Origin of the sequence: Microcoleus sp. B4-C2, from assembly GCF_036705265.1 — a bacterium.
Classification (GTDB): domain Bacteria; phylum Cyanobacteriota; class Cyanobacteriia; order Cyanobacteriales; family Microcoleaceae; genus Microcoleus.
The window spans coordinates 12891-28585 of sequence record NZ_JAUBUB010000021.1; the positions used below are offsets into that span (position 1 = coordinate 12891).

Below are 15695 nucleotides of genomic sequence, written 5' to 3' on the forward strand. Positions count from 1 at the left end.
TGAAATACCTAACACTAACCTTGCGGTATAGTGTATGCTTCGTGTCTCATTTGCCGTTGCTCTGTTGGGTATCCCATTACTGGGTATTCGTCACCTAAGACGATCCAAGTCTTACACAGCATAAGAAAGCTTTGCAGCCTTTATCCCTTTGTAGGGAACCCACGCAGAAACCCTGTTTCCCAAGGCAAAAAACTATTCCGTATGACAAACTTGGATTGTATTTCACATTAGAACGTATCCCAATAACCAGCGGTCTGTCTTTTCCCCCTTTCTCTCGCAGTTATCCTTGGTAAGCATACTACTGCTACTGTGACCTGTTGTTTGCAGCCGAGTGGGTGGGTCGCAACCACTTATATCTTACCATCTTTTTGTGATAAATCAGGAAATTTTTGATTATTTCATAGACATTGCTTGGCTTATATCCCAACGCCCAATAGAGGACAATTACAGCGTAGGACTTACGCCAATTGAGTTAAGATATATAAGACTTGCATAAATCTTGCCAGTTCAAGGGCGCAAGTCATGACTCTACTGGAGCTTCTCATGTTAGCCGAGCTAATCTCAGCCAGACGAATACTCAAGACCAAACTCCTCGACTTCTTAGGACTTCCCGAAAATTGCCCAGACCAAACCGATCATCTCGTCAACCGAATTGTATCCCTCCTGGAAGAAAATCCAGCCGAACAAGAAAGATTTTGGGAGACATTCAAAAGTGAATTAGCGGTCGATCCGGTAGAATTAGAAAAAATACTCAAGTGTTCGCCAGCAGAACGCCAGCAGTGGATTGAACAAGACAAACTCCCTATTTTAGAATACCGCTCTTTCCGCAAATCAGGAATCCATCTAGAATATCCCGTTCACGACCGAAGATTCATCTTAAGTCTAACGCCAACCGATATTAATAATTGGCGCAAAGAACCCAAAGGGCTGATTAAAAATAATCGCGAAATACCCACCCCAATCAATACAGAAAAGCCTGAAGAAAACGAACAATCACGACTAGCTTTTAGTTCCGAGTGGGAAAAAATCATTGCCGACTGGAAAGAACAAGGTTCGGCGGAAATTTCAGCAACCTTCCAGCTAGCTTACTGGACAGTTTGGGCGTCGCGCTGGGCCAAAGAAAATCAGCTTAACAGCTTTAAAGCAATTAATAAATATAAGGAAGTCTACGAAACTCAGCAGCAGGAATGGTACCAGCGAAAAAATCAAGCAGTCAAGTTACTGATTGAAATGCCCTACGCCATGCTTTACTTCTACCGTCCGGCGGATTCTGACAAATTATATCTCGAACTGTGCGACGACCACCAGGAAATGATGAAAGATGGCTACTATTGGGATAAGTGGGACTTTTTCTATCAGAACCGCAAATTGGTAAATAAGTGTCGCGAATGCGTGTACTCCGAAATCAAAGATTATTACTCGCTTTACTATCTCGAAATCAAAAGCGACAAGTTTCCCGATTTTAGTTTTTCTTTCCACACGCCGTACCCAATCGGCAGAAAATTTTTGCCGCATCCAGAAACGCTACCTTATGTAGACCACGTTGAACAGGACGGCATTTTTCGCTTTGGCCGCCCGCTGCTGGAACAAGAGAAAGCTATTCACACAGAAAAGGATGTATTGCTCAAGTTTGAGGCGGCTTTGGCAGAAGCGAAAAAGTTTGTTTAGTTAGGAGTCATTAGTCATTAGTCATTACTCATTACTCATTACTCATTACTCATGAAGGCTTAGCGATGAGTAGACATTCTTCATTTTAAAAGTAAGAATTCAGCAGTGTTTAGTCAATAATTGGCGCGTCCCTTACTAATGACTAATGACTGCTGACTAATGACTGCTGACTAATGACTTTTGAACTTGGATTACTTGAATGCTGTCGCTAGCATAAAGTTTGGGTTGTTGAGTTCCTTCGGAATTGTACGATCGCAATCCCACCTCTACCAACAAACTCCCCAACTCAGTTTCAGTCTCCAACAACCACAAAAATACAGCCAACCCTGGCCTACATACCGAATTTGTATGCCGATGAATATCTACCAAAATGAATAGACCACCGGGTTCGATCGCGCGGTATACTTCCTGAAAGATTTGTCGCAATTGCGCCCGTTGCATTTCGTGCATCCCAACGCTGCTGCGTACTCCTGTCAAACTGACAGTCGGCAAAAGCTTCTAAAGAATAATTGGCTGATGGTACATTTTTCCTTGGCCGTTGTCACCCAAACGAGCATTGCCGCCTACGCTCAAAGCAGCCAGACGCGCGATCGCAATCCTAGAGACACTGATAGAGACACTGATACCGATAACTTAAATCTCTAAAAAGTGTTGCCATAGTCAAAATTATGTATACCTTGCTATCGACTTAAGATATTATCGGGAAATTGGGTTTAAAACCCCGTCCTTCTAGCACGGCTTTAATTTCTTAAATCCATTCCCAAAAATCAGGGAATTGCTGGCACTTGTGGTATACTACGATAGTCAAGGTTAAACTCCTTTGCCTCAAGTGAAACAGTTAAGACACACTTTTAGGCACAAACGGTTGGACACAGAGCAGCGAAAACTCTTAAAACAGCTAGAGAATCAACGTATTCTCTTTACCAGGAAACAAATATTTGGTTCATTTGTTAAGTAGGGTAGGGCATACCCGAACTCTAGGCTATATCCTAGTACGCTTTTGGAGACAGACCCTCTGGGGTTGCTGTGAGTTGAACTCGTCAATTGGTGGTATTTTCTACGGTTGAAAGGTTTAAGAATTGCCGCAAGGACATAGCGCTTAAAGGTCAGTCGCTGAATTAAGAATCCCCACGCCTTTAGGCCCGGGAGTGTCAAATGATAAAGATAAGTAACAGAACTGAGACGATGGGAGAGCTGTAAGCGCTATGGGTCGTGTGGGAGTATTGCTATTAAACTTGGGCGGGCCAGATCAAATCGAGGATGTCCGTCCTTTCCTGTTCAACTTGTTTGCTGACCCGGAAATCATTCGCATCCCGTTTCCGTGGATGCAAAAACCTCTCGCCTGGTTGATTTCGACCCTGCGCTTTCAAAAATCCCAGGAAAACTACCGCCAAATCGGTGGGGGCTCTCCTTTGCGGCGAATTACCGAGGAACAAGCCGCTTCCCTGCAAGAACTCTTGCAAGAAAAGGGACAGGATGCTCGAGTATACGTGGGGATGCGTTACTGGCATCCTTTTACCGAAGAGGCGATCGCCAAAATTAAGCGCGATCACATCGAACATTTGACAATCTTGCCGCTGTATCCTCAATTTTCGATCAGCACCAGCGGTTCTAGCTTCCGGCAGCTAGAAGAAATGTGGGGCAAAGATCCTGCCCTCAAGGATATACAATATACCGCGATTCCTTCTTGGTATCAGCGGCCTGGTTACATTCAGGCAATGTCGGAATTGATAGCCCAACAACTAGACCACAATCCGAATCCCGATCGAGTTCATATCTTTTTCAGCGCCCACGGCGTCCCCCTCAGCTACGTAGAAGAGGCTGGAGACCCCTATCAGCGCGAGATTGAAGATTGCACTCGTCTGATTATGGAACATTTGAATCGATCGAACGAACACACTCTAGCTTATCAAAGTCGGGTTGGCCCGGTGGAATGGCTCAAGCCTTACACCGAAGACGCCATTACCGAATTGGCAGAAAATGGAGTCCAAGATTTATTGGTAGTTCCGATTAGTTTTGTTTCCGAACACATCGAGACTCTGCAAGAAATTGATATGGAGTATCGAGAATTAGCAGAAGAATCGGGGATTGAAAATTTCTACCGAGTGCCGGCACTGAATACTCATCCGGTGTTTATTGAAGCCTTGGCCGATTTAGTCATCGAGTCGATCGAATCGGACAGCGTTAAATTCTCTGATGTGATACGCCCTTCCAAGAAAGTGAAAATGTACCCTCAAGAGCAGTGGGAGTGGGGTTTGACCACGGGGGCGGAAGTCTGGAACGGTCGTGTGGCGATGATTGGTTTTGTGGCACTATTGGTGGAGTTAATTACGGGTCAGGGCCCGCTACACTCGATCGGATTGCTTTAAATCGCTCATAGTTAGTTGACAGTTGACAGAAGTAGGTTGGGTTGAGCGATAGCGAAACCCAACACCTTATTTTCAACCAAGAGTTGGGCGGAGCGAAGCGTAGGGTTCGTTACCTCAACTCAACCTACATATTTTGAATTTTACTTAAATAACCAATAACTAATAACTAATCATTAATTAATCAGGATCGCGCTTGTGGCGGCGGGGATTTCCCCTGTCGCCCGGTATTCCCTGACTTTTATACCATCGATACCACTCTTTTGAACTGCGAATTGCCAGCCACAGCAGCATCATCGCCACTAACCCTCCCTGCCGCGGTGCGTCAAAGGCAAACAAAACCAAGGAAATGCACAGAACATCTTGGAGGAAAATCACCCAAATCGGCAAACCCCGCAGCCGATAAAACCATCCAGCTTGTACCAGTTGCAGCACTAAAGCCAACAAACCTCCGACAATACCAATTATCCACAGCATCCAAGGGTGAGCAATAATTTCGTCGATCGAACTTACTTGAGCGATCGCAATTCCCATAATTGCTCCTACAATAGGGCTGAAAATAATTTGCACAATTTGCAGTACCCGCTGTCCTACAAAGGTTTTAGAAGCAAATAACTCTAACAGCGACCAACTCACTAAAATTGCTATCACCACCTGGGGGTGAAGCCCAGACAATAGAGGTATTTCCGACCAAAGTTTGTCAATCCGCAACAAACCAATTAACAGCAGGGGCATGGCAATTCTCATACCCCCTGCCGCAGACGCAGAGAGTGCGGCTAGGAGTCCAAGCATAATAATAATAATTCAGTTTCTAACGTCAGCTAAAGCCTCGATATATTTCAGAATTTAATTCCCCTGATGGCTGGCACTGATTTGAGCGATCGAACTCAAATTGAGGCTTGAGCTTAAATATCACCCTCTATTGTAAGTGTATCTGCTTAATCCTGCTTGAAACTGCGATATTGTCGATCGACACAAGGCAGTTTGTCAACAGTTAACCATTGACAGTTGACAGAATTCAACCTGGATTGTGATTAAATTAAAATGTATAGGAAAACCAGTAGATCAGCCGAGACACTTAAAATTAAGATGTCAGCTATTCTTGCTTCTTCCCTCTGACTTCAAAATCTGACGGACACTAAATAATTAATCCGTGTATCCGTATCAAAATCCGTGTCGTGCTTTCCTTCTTTCTTCCAATTATGTCTGAATCATTATTTGCCGATGCCAGCCGCCGATTAGAACGAGCCTTAAAATATGTGTCCCTTTCCGAGGATACGATCGAACGGCTGAAACACCCCAAATCCAGTTTAATTGTATCGATACCCGTGCGGATGGACGACGGTTCCCTGCGAATTTTCCAAGGTTATCGGGTGCGCTACGACAATACCAGAGGCCCGTCTAAAGGAGGAGTGCGCTATCATCCGGGAGTAACCCTTGATGAAGTGCAATCCTTAGCATTTTGGATGACGTTTAAATGTGCAGTTTTGAACTTGCCATTTGGAGGAGCCAAGGGCGGAATTACTCTCAATCCCAAGGAATTGTCCAAACTGGAATTGGAACGTTTGAGCCGGGGCTATGTCGATGCGATCGCAGATTTCATCGGCCCCGATGTCGATATTCCCGCGCCGGATGTCTACACCAATCCCATGATTATGGGTTGGATGATGGATCAGTACAATATTATTAAGCGGCAGCTTTCTCCAGCGGTAGTGACTGGAAAACCAGTTACAATCGGCGGCAGCTTGGGCAGAGATACCGCCACAGCAATGGGTGCTTTTTTTGTAGTACAAACTATTCTACCCAAATTTGAGCTAAATCCTCAAGATACAACAGTAGCAGTACAAGGTTTTGGTAATGCCGGTGCAGAAATAGCAGAACTGCTCTGGGAAGCAGGTTACAAAGTTGTTGCTGTCAGCGATTCCCAAGGGGGAATTTATGCAAAACAAGGTCTGGACATCCCCAGTATTCGAGGCTTTAAAGACTCTAACAAAGGTATCAAAGCTATTTACTGCGAAGGTTCAGTTTGCAATATTATCGAACACGAAATATTGACAAATGAGCAACTTTTAGCATTAGATGTAGACGTGCTGGTTCCAGCAGCTTTGGAGAATCAAATAACGGAAGCGAATGTTAATGATGTTAAGGCTAAGTTTATTTTTGAAGTAGCTAACGGGCCGATTGATTCTGCTGCTGATTTGATTTTAGAAGCGAGGGGAATTCAGGTAATTCCTGATATTTTAGTCAATGCCGGAGGCGTAACGGTTAGTTATTTTGAGTGGGTGCAAAACCGCAGCGGGCTTTATTGGACGCTGGAGGAAGTCAACCAGCGGTTGAAGCATAAAATGGTCGAAGAAACTGAGGCAATTTGGAAAAAATCTCAGGAATTGTCAGTTTCCATGAGAACTGCTGCTTACGTGTACGGGTTAAATCGACTCGGAGAAGCGATGAATGCGAAGGGAACGCGGGATTATTATGTGAACGGTTGAGAAATAAAATCCCCGACTTCTTCTGGTTATTTTCGTGAAATATCGAAGTAATTTCAGAAGTCGGGGATTTGGCTATTGGCTATTACATAGCCTTAGTCTCTGGCATCAAACACTTATCGGAATCGCAGCCCGCCGGCCCTGAATCCATCATTTCACCCAAGTCATAGCGACTCAGTGCCGCATGAAAAACATCTATTTGGCGGCGCGCTAAACTCTCTTCCACCATCTTGGTGTAAGTTTCCTTGTTTATCGGTTCAAAGGGCAAACGCGGGAAAGTTTCAAGTGCATCAAACCGAGCCAAAAGCGCTGCGGAAATGTAGCCTTCATCATCGCGAATCGCTTCATAAATCCGAGTGCCCAAACTTTCCACTTCATTTTCGCGCAGTTCAATCGTGGCCGAAGTGTTATGTCTGACATAGAACTTTTGCACCTGCATATAAAAGTCCATTTGTGCCGCCGCTGAGAACTTGTTAATGTCAATTTCATCAGCACCGGGCAAGTCAGCCCAACTTACCGCTACAGGTATTTCTACCAGCCATTCCGTACAGCGTTCATCGAAGGGATTGTTCAGCAAATTGCCGTTTTCATCTTTGTCAGATTGAGACGGAATCACGTTGTATCCGTAGTCGATGCAGGCGAGGGCTACGGGGTCGTTTTTGCCGAAAGTGATTCGGCGAATGAAACGCTGGGCTTTCGGCGGATGCCAGCCGGGGGAAGCACCTGTCAGGAGAGATTTAGTACCCGATGGTTGAACGGTTGTGCAGCGATTTGGGCGTTTTAAGGAATGACGATCGCAATAATCCCATACTACCCGATTCACAATCTCGCGCCAACCACTCAAATACTCTTCTTCCCGCTGTTTAAAAGCGATTCCTTGGGGAGTTTGCGGGCGGCCTTCCACCCACCAGCGCAGCCACTCAACGCCAAAAGCGTGAACGAAGAAATCGAACAATCCCGTGAAAGATACGCCGACAATCGGGTCTAGTTCGCGGCTGTATTGATAGCGGGGTTCAAGAAATTTGTGATTAAGAAGTACCGCGACAGATAGAGCCGCAGCCCTGAAAGCTTCTTCCTGTTCTTTGAAGTTGTAAGGGTCAAGTTGATTGAGGTGAACCTCAGCCAAATTGCAGTTTCCAGTTAGAGTGCCACCAAACACCCCTTTATGGAATTCTGGCTCGTTGAAACAGAAGGTATCATGGTTTCCCGGTAAAACTTCTACGGAGTGGATTACCTGATATTTACCTTTCGCTTTCGGTTGATGACCCCGTGAGGTATCCAAGCGTTGACAAGGAATCGCTGCACAATCAGTAATTTGTAGATACCACAAGTCACGGTTACGAGTGCCTAAGTTAGTAGTAGTTCCCGCAGTTGCTAAGAGATTAACGGAAGAACGAATCCCACACTTAGTCAATAGTAAATAAACTCGATAAGCGCGGTCATAGTCTGACAAATAAATCCGAATGCCACCACTAGGAACAATGGAACCATCAGCATCTGCTAAACCCGCAATGAAATTCAGAATCGATTCTCGATCCCAGGATGCAATTTCATCAAAAGCTGCGGCCGTATTTTTGAGCGAGCGAACCTGTTCTGGCTCAAACTCCTTTTGGAATCCCACGTAAAGCAAGCATGGAACATCTTTGGATTCTGTGTAATAGCGTTTTTTACCGCTAGTTTTGCCCGCAATAGCTAACTCTTGGTCGCTTTTAGCTCCGTACAGACGCAGTTGTAATTGTGGCTTGCCATTCGACTGACAAAGGGAACCATCACCCACCAATTGACCTAATGTGTAAGCCCAAATGGGTTCTACAAATTTGCCATCTCGATAAGAGATTTGGAAGGGTTCAGTGTGTAGGCTGTACTTGGTGATTTTTAGGAGTTCCGCGAGGGCCCCTGTGGTTAATTCTTCATACTGGTTGCCAAAGCGGTCTTTCACAAAAAAACGATGTTTTTCTGTGACATCTAAATAAGTGCCATCACCAAAAGAGACGCGATAAAGTTGACGATTTTGCCCCGTCAGCATCGGTACAACTTTGCTCCAACGCTGGCCATTCCACACTTCTACAGCTTGTCCGACAACCTCCTGAATGCGGTGCATTCCATCACGAGTAATTAACATCGTTTCACCTGAAACGCAGTGGAAGTTAGAGCCGATGATTTCCAGTTATGTTACCCTAAAGGCTTTTTATCCTCTAGTTCTACAGATTCCATTTTCCCTGTAGCTCGGCGTACTTTTTCATCTACTTTAGTTGTAAATGCCCCGCACTCTTGCCAGGATTATATTCTTCAAAAAAGAAGGTTCACCCGGTACGCTCTACGGTGGTAAAGGATTTTTAATTCCCTTACTTACCTCGGAGTTAACATCTCAGTTTTCTCCGATTTTGCGAGGTTTTTAACGTGAGGCAAAATTACTTACCACACGGGTTTAAGCCCACACGGACTAACCGATGCTCTAACTCGCCAGCAGTCATATTAGGATGGCGTTCCTGCAACCACTCTTTAGCTTTTCCTTCGTCGTAAGCTTTCAAAAACTCACTTCTAAGACTCGGTGTTGAAAGTAAATCAACGTTAGATCGAGCTACAGCTTCCCCGGCCCATTGAATCGCACCTTCGCCGCTATAATACTGTTTGCGGACAGCATCAATACATTCTTCTAGTGTAGGTTTGGTATGGAAAACTCGCGTATGGTTTGCCATCCGAAGGGCATCGCGTTCTGGATCTATTCTCCAGTTGCCGCTTTCATCTTGTTGCCACAAATTATTTTTAGCATTTGCCCCCAGTTCGTCATCAAAAGAAAACTGACGCATTCCGGCCGATCTTCTAATATTTCCAGCGACGATCGTGACCGCAGCTTCATCTATCAACACGCAGCATTCAACTGAATTTAACTGCCGCCCTAAAGCTTTATTCAAAATTGCGGCGCAGCGCTGATAAAGATCGGGCAATTTCACCGGATTTGCTACTCCGCCAAAACCTTTTAAAGGTTCTCCCACCGGGCGAACGTCGCTCAAATCGATAAAAACTTGAACTTCTCCTGCAAATCTTTCATCTGTGGATAATTCCAGCAAACTTTGATAGGAGCTTACCCAACCTTGGCGAGAATCTCCGACATAAATAGTTGCGGTTTTTTCTGCTATTTTTACTTCTGTTTCTTGACGGCGCGACTGGGCGGGTGTAGAGCCGATTTCGCCTTGCATGGTTAGGGTTAAACGGTTGCGAATCGGCGGCAGTTGGTTGATATATTGTGGTTCCAAGACTGCCCCAGTGCCGCAGCCCATCATTGCCAAATCCATTAACAAACCAAAGGAACGCCAGTCGAGAATATTTGTTGAGGAGCAATTATATGCGCCGGAAAAATTCTCTGGTTGTTCGATCCATTTGCTGCCACCTACCCACAGCCAGCGGCCTGAAGCGAGGGTTTTGAGCTCGTTTTGCATCCGGTGCAGCAGTTGTGTTTCTTCGGGGGTGAGGTTTCCCAGCTTTTGCAGCCCCTTGACTGTTCGATCGCACACTTCGGCCCAAGTCTCCCTTCCCGTCTCGGTACGGCGACTGTAAGTCCTAAAAAATACTGGATTGGCTGCGGGTGCTGTTTCGGGGAAATCGGACAGGTTGCGTTTCTCGCTGGCACTCGATCGCTCTAATTCTCTAACCATAGGTTGTGTACTGACGTGTCGGAATAAATCAACAGACTACGAATATACAACAGGATTCAGATTTAGGGTAAAAGGTTAATATATTTGACAATTTGCACTAAATATGGGGCATAGAACTCTACAAGCTCGATCGGGCGATCGCCCCAAAACTTGACGAAAAAACCCGATTTCTTCCAGAAACCGGGTGAAGCGCAAATCTTGTCAATTGTCAATTATTTGTCAATAAAAACTCAATATTCGGTAACAGCGGGTCTTGAACAACCCCCACGCCGTTAAAGCCCCAACGTTCGAGTAGCTTTTTTACCTGAGAACCGGAAATCGATTCTACTCCGAATCGATCGGCAACCTCAGCAGCGTGGGCATTGAGATAGCTCAAAGCGTCATAGTCTTCGCGAAACATCAGCAGGTAACTCACTGCCGCATCTGGATTGGGATTCGCGGACAGATATTTGCCGTCACTGCGGGAACGTAGCAAGTAAAAAACTTGAGATAACATATTATCTTGGTTGCCAAAATAATAGATTAACTCAAATTGGGCATTGGGAATCGGGAATCGGGAATTGGGCATTGGCAAATTAAAAAAGTTTAATTATTTTTCTTCCTTCTTCCTTCTTCCTTCTTCCTTCTTCCTTCTTCCTTACCCTATTTAAATCAAAGTTAGTGCTAAGCCTTTAATCCCTTGCCCGTCACCAATTTGACCGACAATCGAAGCTTGACCAGTCGTCAAATTGATATTGTATAGACTGGAAACTCCGCCAACCTCGATCGCAGCCAAAGCCGTCTCGTTACCGTCAACACTCCTGATATCAAAGCCGAGAACGGTACCAGCATCAATTCCCAAAGATCCGATCGTATTCAACACCCCATTATTCGGCGGATCTTGCCGCACCAAAATGTCTAAATTGGTGTCAATTGCAAACAGCGTTGTCGAAGCTGCCCCTGCAAAGTTATTCACATACGCAGCCGCCGCCGCCGCGCCGGGATTGCCAAAATTGCGATCGCCCGCAGCATAAGCCAAATTCCCGTCGAGTTGAACTCCCCCCGTCAGCGTGTCAACATCGACAATTGCCCCCGTATCCGGGTTGAGGCGGGCGTTTTGACCGGCTTGATTGACAAAGCGAATTCGATCGACTGTCGGATTGAAATCAAAACCCGCAGCCCCCGGAGTTAAGGGAACAGCAAACTGCCCGCTACCGACGGCACTGGCTTGCCCAGTAACTGGATTAATCGCGTACAAGCGATTGCTAGAACCCACACCGTATAGCACACCGTTAGCGGGGCGAAAATCAATTCCCAGCAAACTTTCTCCGGGCTGCAACCCGGTAACTGCTGCGTCGCTGAGAATCGCCCGCGGTGCCGCCTCGTTAAAACCGACAATTGTTTCAGCGCCATTTCTGACAGTTAAAGCGTAAGCTGTAGGCAAAGGCAAAGCCAAACCGTTAATCTGTCTCCCGTCGGCAATTGGACCGACAAAGGAAGCTTGACCGCTACTTAAATTGATATTGTACAAGCCGGAAATGCCCGCAACTTCCAGCGCCGCCACCGCTACCTCGCGGCCGCCAATACTTCTGATATCAAAGCCGTTAACGCTAGTAGCATCAACTCCCAAAGATCCGATCGTATTCAACCCTCCATTATTCGGCGGATCTTGTCGCACCAAAACGTCTGAATTGCTGTCAATTACAAACAGCGTCGTCGAAGTTCCCCCGGCAAAGTTATTCGTGTACGCAGCCCCAGCAGCAGCCGGATTTGACCCAAAATTGCGATCGCCCGCAACATAAGCCAAATTCCCGTCGAGTTGAATTCCCCCCGCCACCGTGTCAAAATCCACAAGTGCCCCGTTATCCGGGTTGAGGCGGGCGTTTTGATCGCCTTCATTGACAAACCGAATTCGATCGACTGTCGGATTGAAATCAAAACCTGCAGCCCCCGGATTTAGGGGAACAGCAAACTGCCCGTTACCGACTGGACTTGCTTCCCCAGTCATCGGATTGACAGTATACAAGCGATTGCTAGAACCCACACCGTAAAGCACACCATTAGCCGGCCGATAATCAATTCCCAGCAAACTTTCTCCCGCTGGCAATCCAGTTACGGGCAAATCTGTGAGGACACTTCCGGGATTGGAAAGACTAAAACCGACAATCCGATTAGCAGGAGTTAAAGCATAAGCCGTTGTCCGCGCTGGAGGCGGGGGATTGGGAACAACGCTGCTAATATTATTAGTGAAACTTGCCTGGTTAATCGCACTTTGTCTCACTCCTTGGAGAGTAGCGAGAAATTCTCCTGTTACCCGGTCTTGAATAACAGTATTGTTTCCAGCTTCCAAAATATTTAAGTCGCTAAAACTGAGACCTTCCCCCAAACCGATTAAATCTGTACCGGGTGTAAAATCGGCGATCAGGTCAGCAGTTGCCAAACTAACACCGCCACTGGTACGGAAAGGGTCAGCCTCAGCGTAGCGCCTCAAAACAAATAGGTCTGCCCCGTCTCCGCCTATCAGGATATCAGTATCTCGATCGCCCGACAAAACATCATTGCCGGAGTTGCCCGATATGGAATCGCTGCCTTTTCCGCCCACTAAAAAATCGTTACCTTCGCCGCCGTTAATAATGTCGTTATCTAAATCTCCAAAAAGCGAATCTTGACCAGAATTGCCATCAATTAAATCGCTTTGTTTACCTCCAAAAATACTGTCATTACCAGAGTTTCCGGCAATGGTGTCAGTGCCCATCAAACCAAAAATCAGGTCATCTTCTGGAGTTCCTGCTAGCAAGTCTGCTTGGGCGGTGCCTCTAATTTCTGCCATGCTCTAATCACCCTCTAAATTTGATACTTCTGTTGCCTAACGGCGGTGGTATTCTCAGTCAAAATATCACAAATTCGCACTTTTAGGATAGTTTTTATGATTTTCGGCTGTAGGGGGGGGCTTGCCATACAAGTATTACAGGCAGCTAAAATGATATATAAACCCGCCCCCGGATTCAAATAAACCCAGTCCTAAAGACAGATCGCTTAGCCGTATTTTATAGTTGGGTGTGTAGCTGGCGGGCAATCGCGACTCAACTCCAAACAGGCAAGCTGAAATTTTTAGCGGTGCGAACCTATGAAATTTTGTACTGCGTTCATTAGTAATATACGCTGACTCTATAATTTTGGATCTGTAAGCTGTGGAGCATTTAAACGACTAACGAACCAGGTAAGGTGCGCCATTCGCGAACACTTACGCTTACAAGGGAAACGCTTATGTACGCTGGGCCCCCTACAATCGTCCTTTAAATGTCGAACAGCTTACAGTCAGATTTTTTTTTCAACTTTAATCTTAAAGCCTGCGAAGGTGAGCTTTGTATGTAGCGGCGACCGCTATCGCTTAATATAAAGTCGAGTATAAATGCGGAATTGGCATAATAAGGAATGAGAATTAAATAACTTCCACTCTTGAAAGTGGGATGGGCGTCCCGCCCGTCCACTCATGACGGGCGGGACGCCCATCCCACAATAACAATTAAAATTGTAAGTTATTTAATTCGCGCTCCTAAGTTAGTTGAACAGTCGTCTGAAGACGACTTAAGGTTTCAGGCAGGGGTTTAAATCCCGGCCTGAATCGGAGTTTCAAGTTTCCCCTGCTTTTTCAAGCTTTCAGCAGTGCTTTAGAAGCTGATTCCCCTGCGAGTCTCAGTTGCGATCGCAATTTGAGATTCAACAACAGCAACACAGTCCACTGACTGAGTATCGAAATCAAAATCGTAGTTCCAGATCCTATGTCAGGCGAAAAAGACCAAAAAATCGGAAAGGTTGAAGATAGCCAGAAGACAGGATTTTTTTCTGGAGTGAGCAAGAGCATAGATAAAATCACAGGTGGTAACAAGATAGCACCGCTGATAGTACCTACGGCCCAAATTTCCTGATTTCGGGTTTTGAGAAATAGGAATAGTTGGGTGATGGTTGCGTAGATGAGGATCAGATTGATACCGAGAATTACATTCCCAAATATGCTTGTGTGAGACTTTTCAAACTCGCCCCGATCTATTAAAATTAGTCCGCTGAGTAAAATGAAGGATGAGCTGAGAAGATTAATCGCGATCGCAACTACAGCCGGACTTTTTTCGCTCCAAACCAAATCGAGTAGTGGGTAACGTCGCCACAACTTGTGACCGCTGGGAACAATTTGTTGCCGATACCTTGCCCAATCATACAAAGATTGTCTCTCAGATGTTAAAGATGCTATTACAATTAAGAACATCACCAAATTCAATGTTAGCAAAGGAAAAGTTTTACCGTAGGCTAGGGGGTCAGATTGGAGTGCAAAGCCTAAGATAATGGGCTGACAGCAGATAACAGCAAAATAACTTTGTCGCTTGCTCAAAACTGTAGTAGTGGGATTGGGAAAACGGCGCTGCCATCCCTGCCACATCCAATAGGTTCCGATACTACAAATTGACAGAGACAAAATAATGCCACTTACAATATTTTTACCGATGGGCAAGTAAAACCATTGTAACTGGTGTATGTCTGCACCTAATGAATTAAATTCATAGTTATCCATTCTTCCAACAATTAGATATCTTAGGATGCCAATGGAAGATACAAATGTTCCTAAATCCCCAGCAGTTACTGTTAACTTCATGGTAGAGATTACAAACACAAACAAAGCGATACCGCTAGCCAACCAAGGTTGAAATCCTCCCAACCAACTGGTTGTCAATCCAAATAGCATCGCAGTGCTGTAGAATAAACTACAACTGGCTGCGATCGCCATGTAGAAGCATAAAATTTCATTCAAAGGTATTTGAGCAGCTAATCCACTGTATAGATGTAGTGGTATCGCCAGAATTGCTGCTAGATACACTAAAATAGGGACACCGAGAATTTTGCCAATAAAAATGGTGTTGGCAGATTGGGGACTGAGGCGAATAAAGTTGAGCGTACCCAGGCGTTCCTCCTTGTCTAAGTCACTGACGAGCATATAAGTCCCTGCTACTAATAGGACTAACACGCTAAATATACTCAGCCAAATAAATATTTCTACCCACCACTTGGGCCAATCAATTACTATATTACCCAAGGCATCTGTGAGACATTGTGTTCCTTGTTTTGTGTTAGTAGTCGTCTTTAAAACACAAAATCTGTTATAAATCGGTTCAGTACGATCGACATTACGAAGGGCAACGGGTAACTGGGCGCTGTAATACATGAACAGCAGCAGTTGAGGCCCTAACGAGAAAGCAGATGCGATCGCCATATTGCCAATATTCAAGCGGCCTTTGATTTCTCGAAATAACTGGGGATTCCAGTTGCCGACTTTGTCCAGTAAGTTGAGTGTCATGGTTGATTAGTTATTGGTAATTGGTAATTCTCTCTCTTCTCTTCCTCTGTGTCCTCTGCGCTCTCTGCGGTTAAATAATTCCGGTCCAACCGTAAAGAATATAACTCAGTTATAACTCACTGTTGAATTATTTTCAATAACGGGAAAGATGCCCGTTCCACAAAGAATTAATTTGATTATGGAAACGACTAAA

Annotated in this window: 11 protein-coding genes; 4 read left to right on the top strand and 7 right to left on the bottom strand. The window is 45.3% G+C overall.

Translation table 11 applies throughout. The features are described 5' to 3' along the window. Positions 1 to 522: 522 nt before the first annotated feature. Entirely contained in the window at positions 523 to 1668 is a 1146-nt protein-coding gene (locus QUB20_RS09355; RefSeq protein ID WP_333291307.1) for a hypothetical protein, read from the top strand. A gap of 156 nt (positions 1669 to 1824) precedes the next feature. Here the strand turns inward: QUB20_RS09355 and QUB20_RS09360 are convergent, their stop codons facing one another. Next, complete coding sequence (locus QUB20_RS09360; protein WP_333249571.1) at positions 1825 to 2160, bottom strand: hypothetical protein; 336 nt, start codon at positions 2158 to 2160, stop codon at positions 1825 to 1827. A 24-nt stretch (positions 2161 to 2184) separates the two neighbouring features. Between QUB20_RS09360 and QUB20_RS09365 the strand changes: the two genes are divergently transcribed. Together QUB20_RS09365 and hemH are read left to right on the top strand one after the other, a co-directional pair. Further along, positions 2185 to 2313: a hypothetical protein gene (locus QUB20_RS09365; RefSeq protein WP_333249573.1), complete on the top strand. Its 129-nt coding sequence runs from the start codon at positions 2185 to 2187 to the stop codon at positions 2311 to 2313. A 560-nt stretch (positions 2314 to 2873) separates the two neighbouring features. Further along, the gene (gene hemH, locus QUB20_RS09370) at positions 2874 to 4037 is read left to right on the top strand and encodes a ferrochelatase (RefSeq protein WP_333249575.1); all 1164 of its coding nucleotides are present in this window, start codon (positions 2874 to 2876) and stop codon (positions 4035 to 4037) included. 177 nt (positions 4038 to 4214) lie between these two features. Here hemH and QUB20_RS09375 read toward each other — a convergent pair whose 3' ends face one another. Then, positions 4215 to 4826: a DUF4126 domain-containing protein gene (locus tag QUB20_RS09375; protein ID WP_333249577.1), complete on the bottom strand. Its 612-nt coding sequence runs from the start codon at positions 4824 to 4826 to the stop codon at positions 4215 to 4217. Between the two features lie 410 nt (positions 4827 to 5236). Between QUB20_RS09375 and QUB20_RS09380 the strand changes: the two genes are divergently transcribed. Beyond that, complete coding sequence (locus QUB20_RS09380; RefSeq protein WP_333249579.1) at positions 5237 to 6523, top strand: Glu/Leu/Phe/Val dehydrogenase; 1287 nt, start codon at positions 5237 to 5239, stop codon at positions 6521 to 6523. 82 nt (positions 6524 to 6605) lie between these two features. On the opposite strand, the gene nrdJ (QUB20_RS09385) is transcribed toward QUB20_RS09380, so the two are convergent. The 5 genes from nrdJ (QUB20_RS09385) to QUB20_RS09405 form a co-directional block, all read right to left on the bottom strand. Further along, positions 6606 to 8642: a ribonucleoside-triphosphate reductase, adenosylcobalamin-dependent gene (nrdJ, locus tag QUB20_RS09385; protein WP_333249581.1), complete on the bottom strand. Its 2037-nt coding sequence runs from the start codon at positions 8640 to 8642 to the stop codon at positions 6606 to 6608. Between the two features lie 289 nt (positions 8643 to 8931). Further along, positions 8932 to 10176 carry a ribonucleoside-triphosphate reductase, adenosylcobalamin-dependent gene (gene nrdJ, locus QUB20_RS09390; RefSeq protein ID WP_333249583.1) on the bottom strand — a complete coding sequence of 415 codons (1245 nt, stop codon included), beginning with the start codon at positions 10174 to 10176 and terminating at the stop codon, positions 8932 to 8934. A 208-nt stretch (positions 10177 to 10384) separates the two neighbouring features. Beyond that, the gene (locus QUB20_RS09395; RefSeq protein ID WP_333249587.1) at positions 10385 to 10672 is read right to left on the bottom strand and encodes a hypothetical protein; all 288 of its coding nucleotides are present in this window, start codon (positions 10670 to 10672) and stop codon (positions 10385 to 10387) included. Between the two features lie 150 nt (positions 10673 to 10822). Beyond that, positions 10823 to 12985 carry a DUF4394 domain-containing protein gene (locus QUB20_RS09400; RefSeq protein ID WP_333249585.1) on the bottom strand — a complete coding sequence of 721 codons (2163 nt, stop codon included), beginning with the start codon at positions 12983 to 12985 and terminating at the stop codon, positions 10823 to 10825. 822 nt (positions 12986 to 13807) lie between these two features. After that, positions 13808 to 15502, bottom strand: a complete 1695-nt coding sequence (locus tag QUB20_RS09405) for a hypothetical protein (RefSeq protein WP_333247930.1) — start codon at positions 15500 to 15502, stop codon at positions 13808 to 13810. Positions 15503 to 15695 lie beyond the last annotated feature (193 nt).

Excerpts from the sequence above, each read along its gene's own strand:
- QUB20_RS09355 (WP_333291307.1), top strand. The coding sequence starts at position 523 with ATGACTCTACTGGAGCTTCTCATGTTAGCCGAGCTAATCTCAGCCAGA.
- QUB20_RS09365 (WP_333249573.1), top strand. The coding sequence starts at position 2,185 with ATGGTACATTTTTCCTTGGCCGTTGTCACCCAAACGAGCATTGCCGCC.
- hemH (WP_333249575.1), top strand. The coding sequence starts at position 2,874 with ATGGGTCGTGTGGGAGTATTGCTATTAAACTTGGGCGGGCCAGATCAA.
- QUB20_RS09375 (WP_333249577.1), bottom strand. The coding sequence starts at position 4,826 with ATGCTTGGACTCCTAGCCGCACTCTCTGCGTCTGCGGCAGGGGGTATG.
- QUB20_RS09380 (WP_333249579.1), top strand. The coding sequence starts at position 5,237 with ATGTCTGAATCATTATTTGCCGATGCCAGCCGCCGATTAGAACGAGCC.
- nrdJ (WP_333249581.1), bottom strand. The coding sequence starts at position 8,642 with ATGTTAATTACTCGTGATGGAATGCACCGCATTCAGGAGGTTGTCGGA.
- nrdJ (WP_333249583.1), bottom strand. The coding sequence starts at position 10,176 with ATGGTTAGAGAATTAGAGCGATCGAGTGCCAGCGAGAAACGCAACCTG.
- QUB20_RS09395 (WP_333249587.1), bottom strand. The coding sequence starts at position 10,672 with ATGTTATCTCAAGTTTTTTACTTGCTACGTTCCCGCAGTGACGGCAAA.
- QUB20_RS09400 (WP_333249585.1), bottom strand. The coding sequence starts at position 12,985 with ATGGCAGAAATTAGAGGCACCGCCCAAGCAGACTTGCTAGCAGGAACT.
- QUB20_RS09405 (WP_333247930.1), bottom strand. The coding sequence starts at position 15,502 with ATGACACTCAACTTACTGGACAAAGTCGGCAACTGGAATCCCCAGTTA.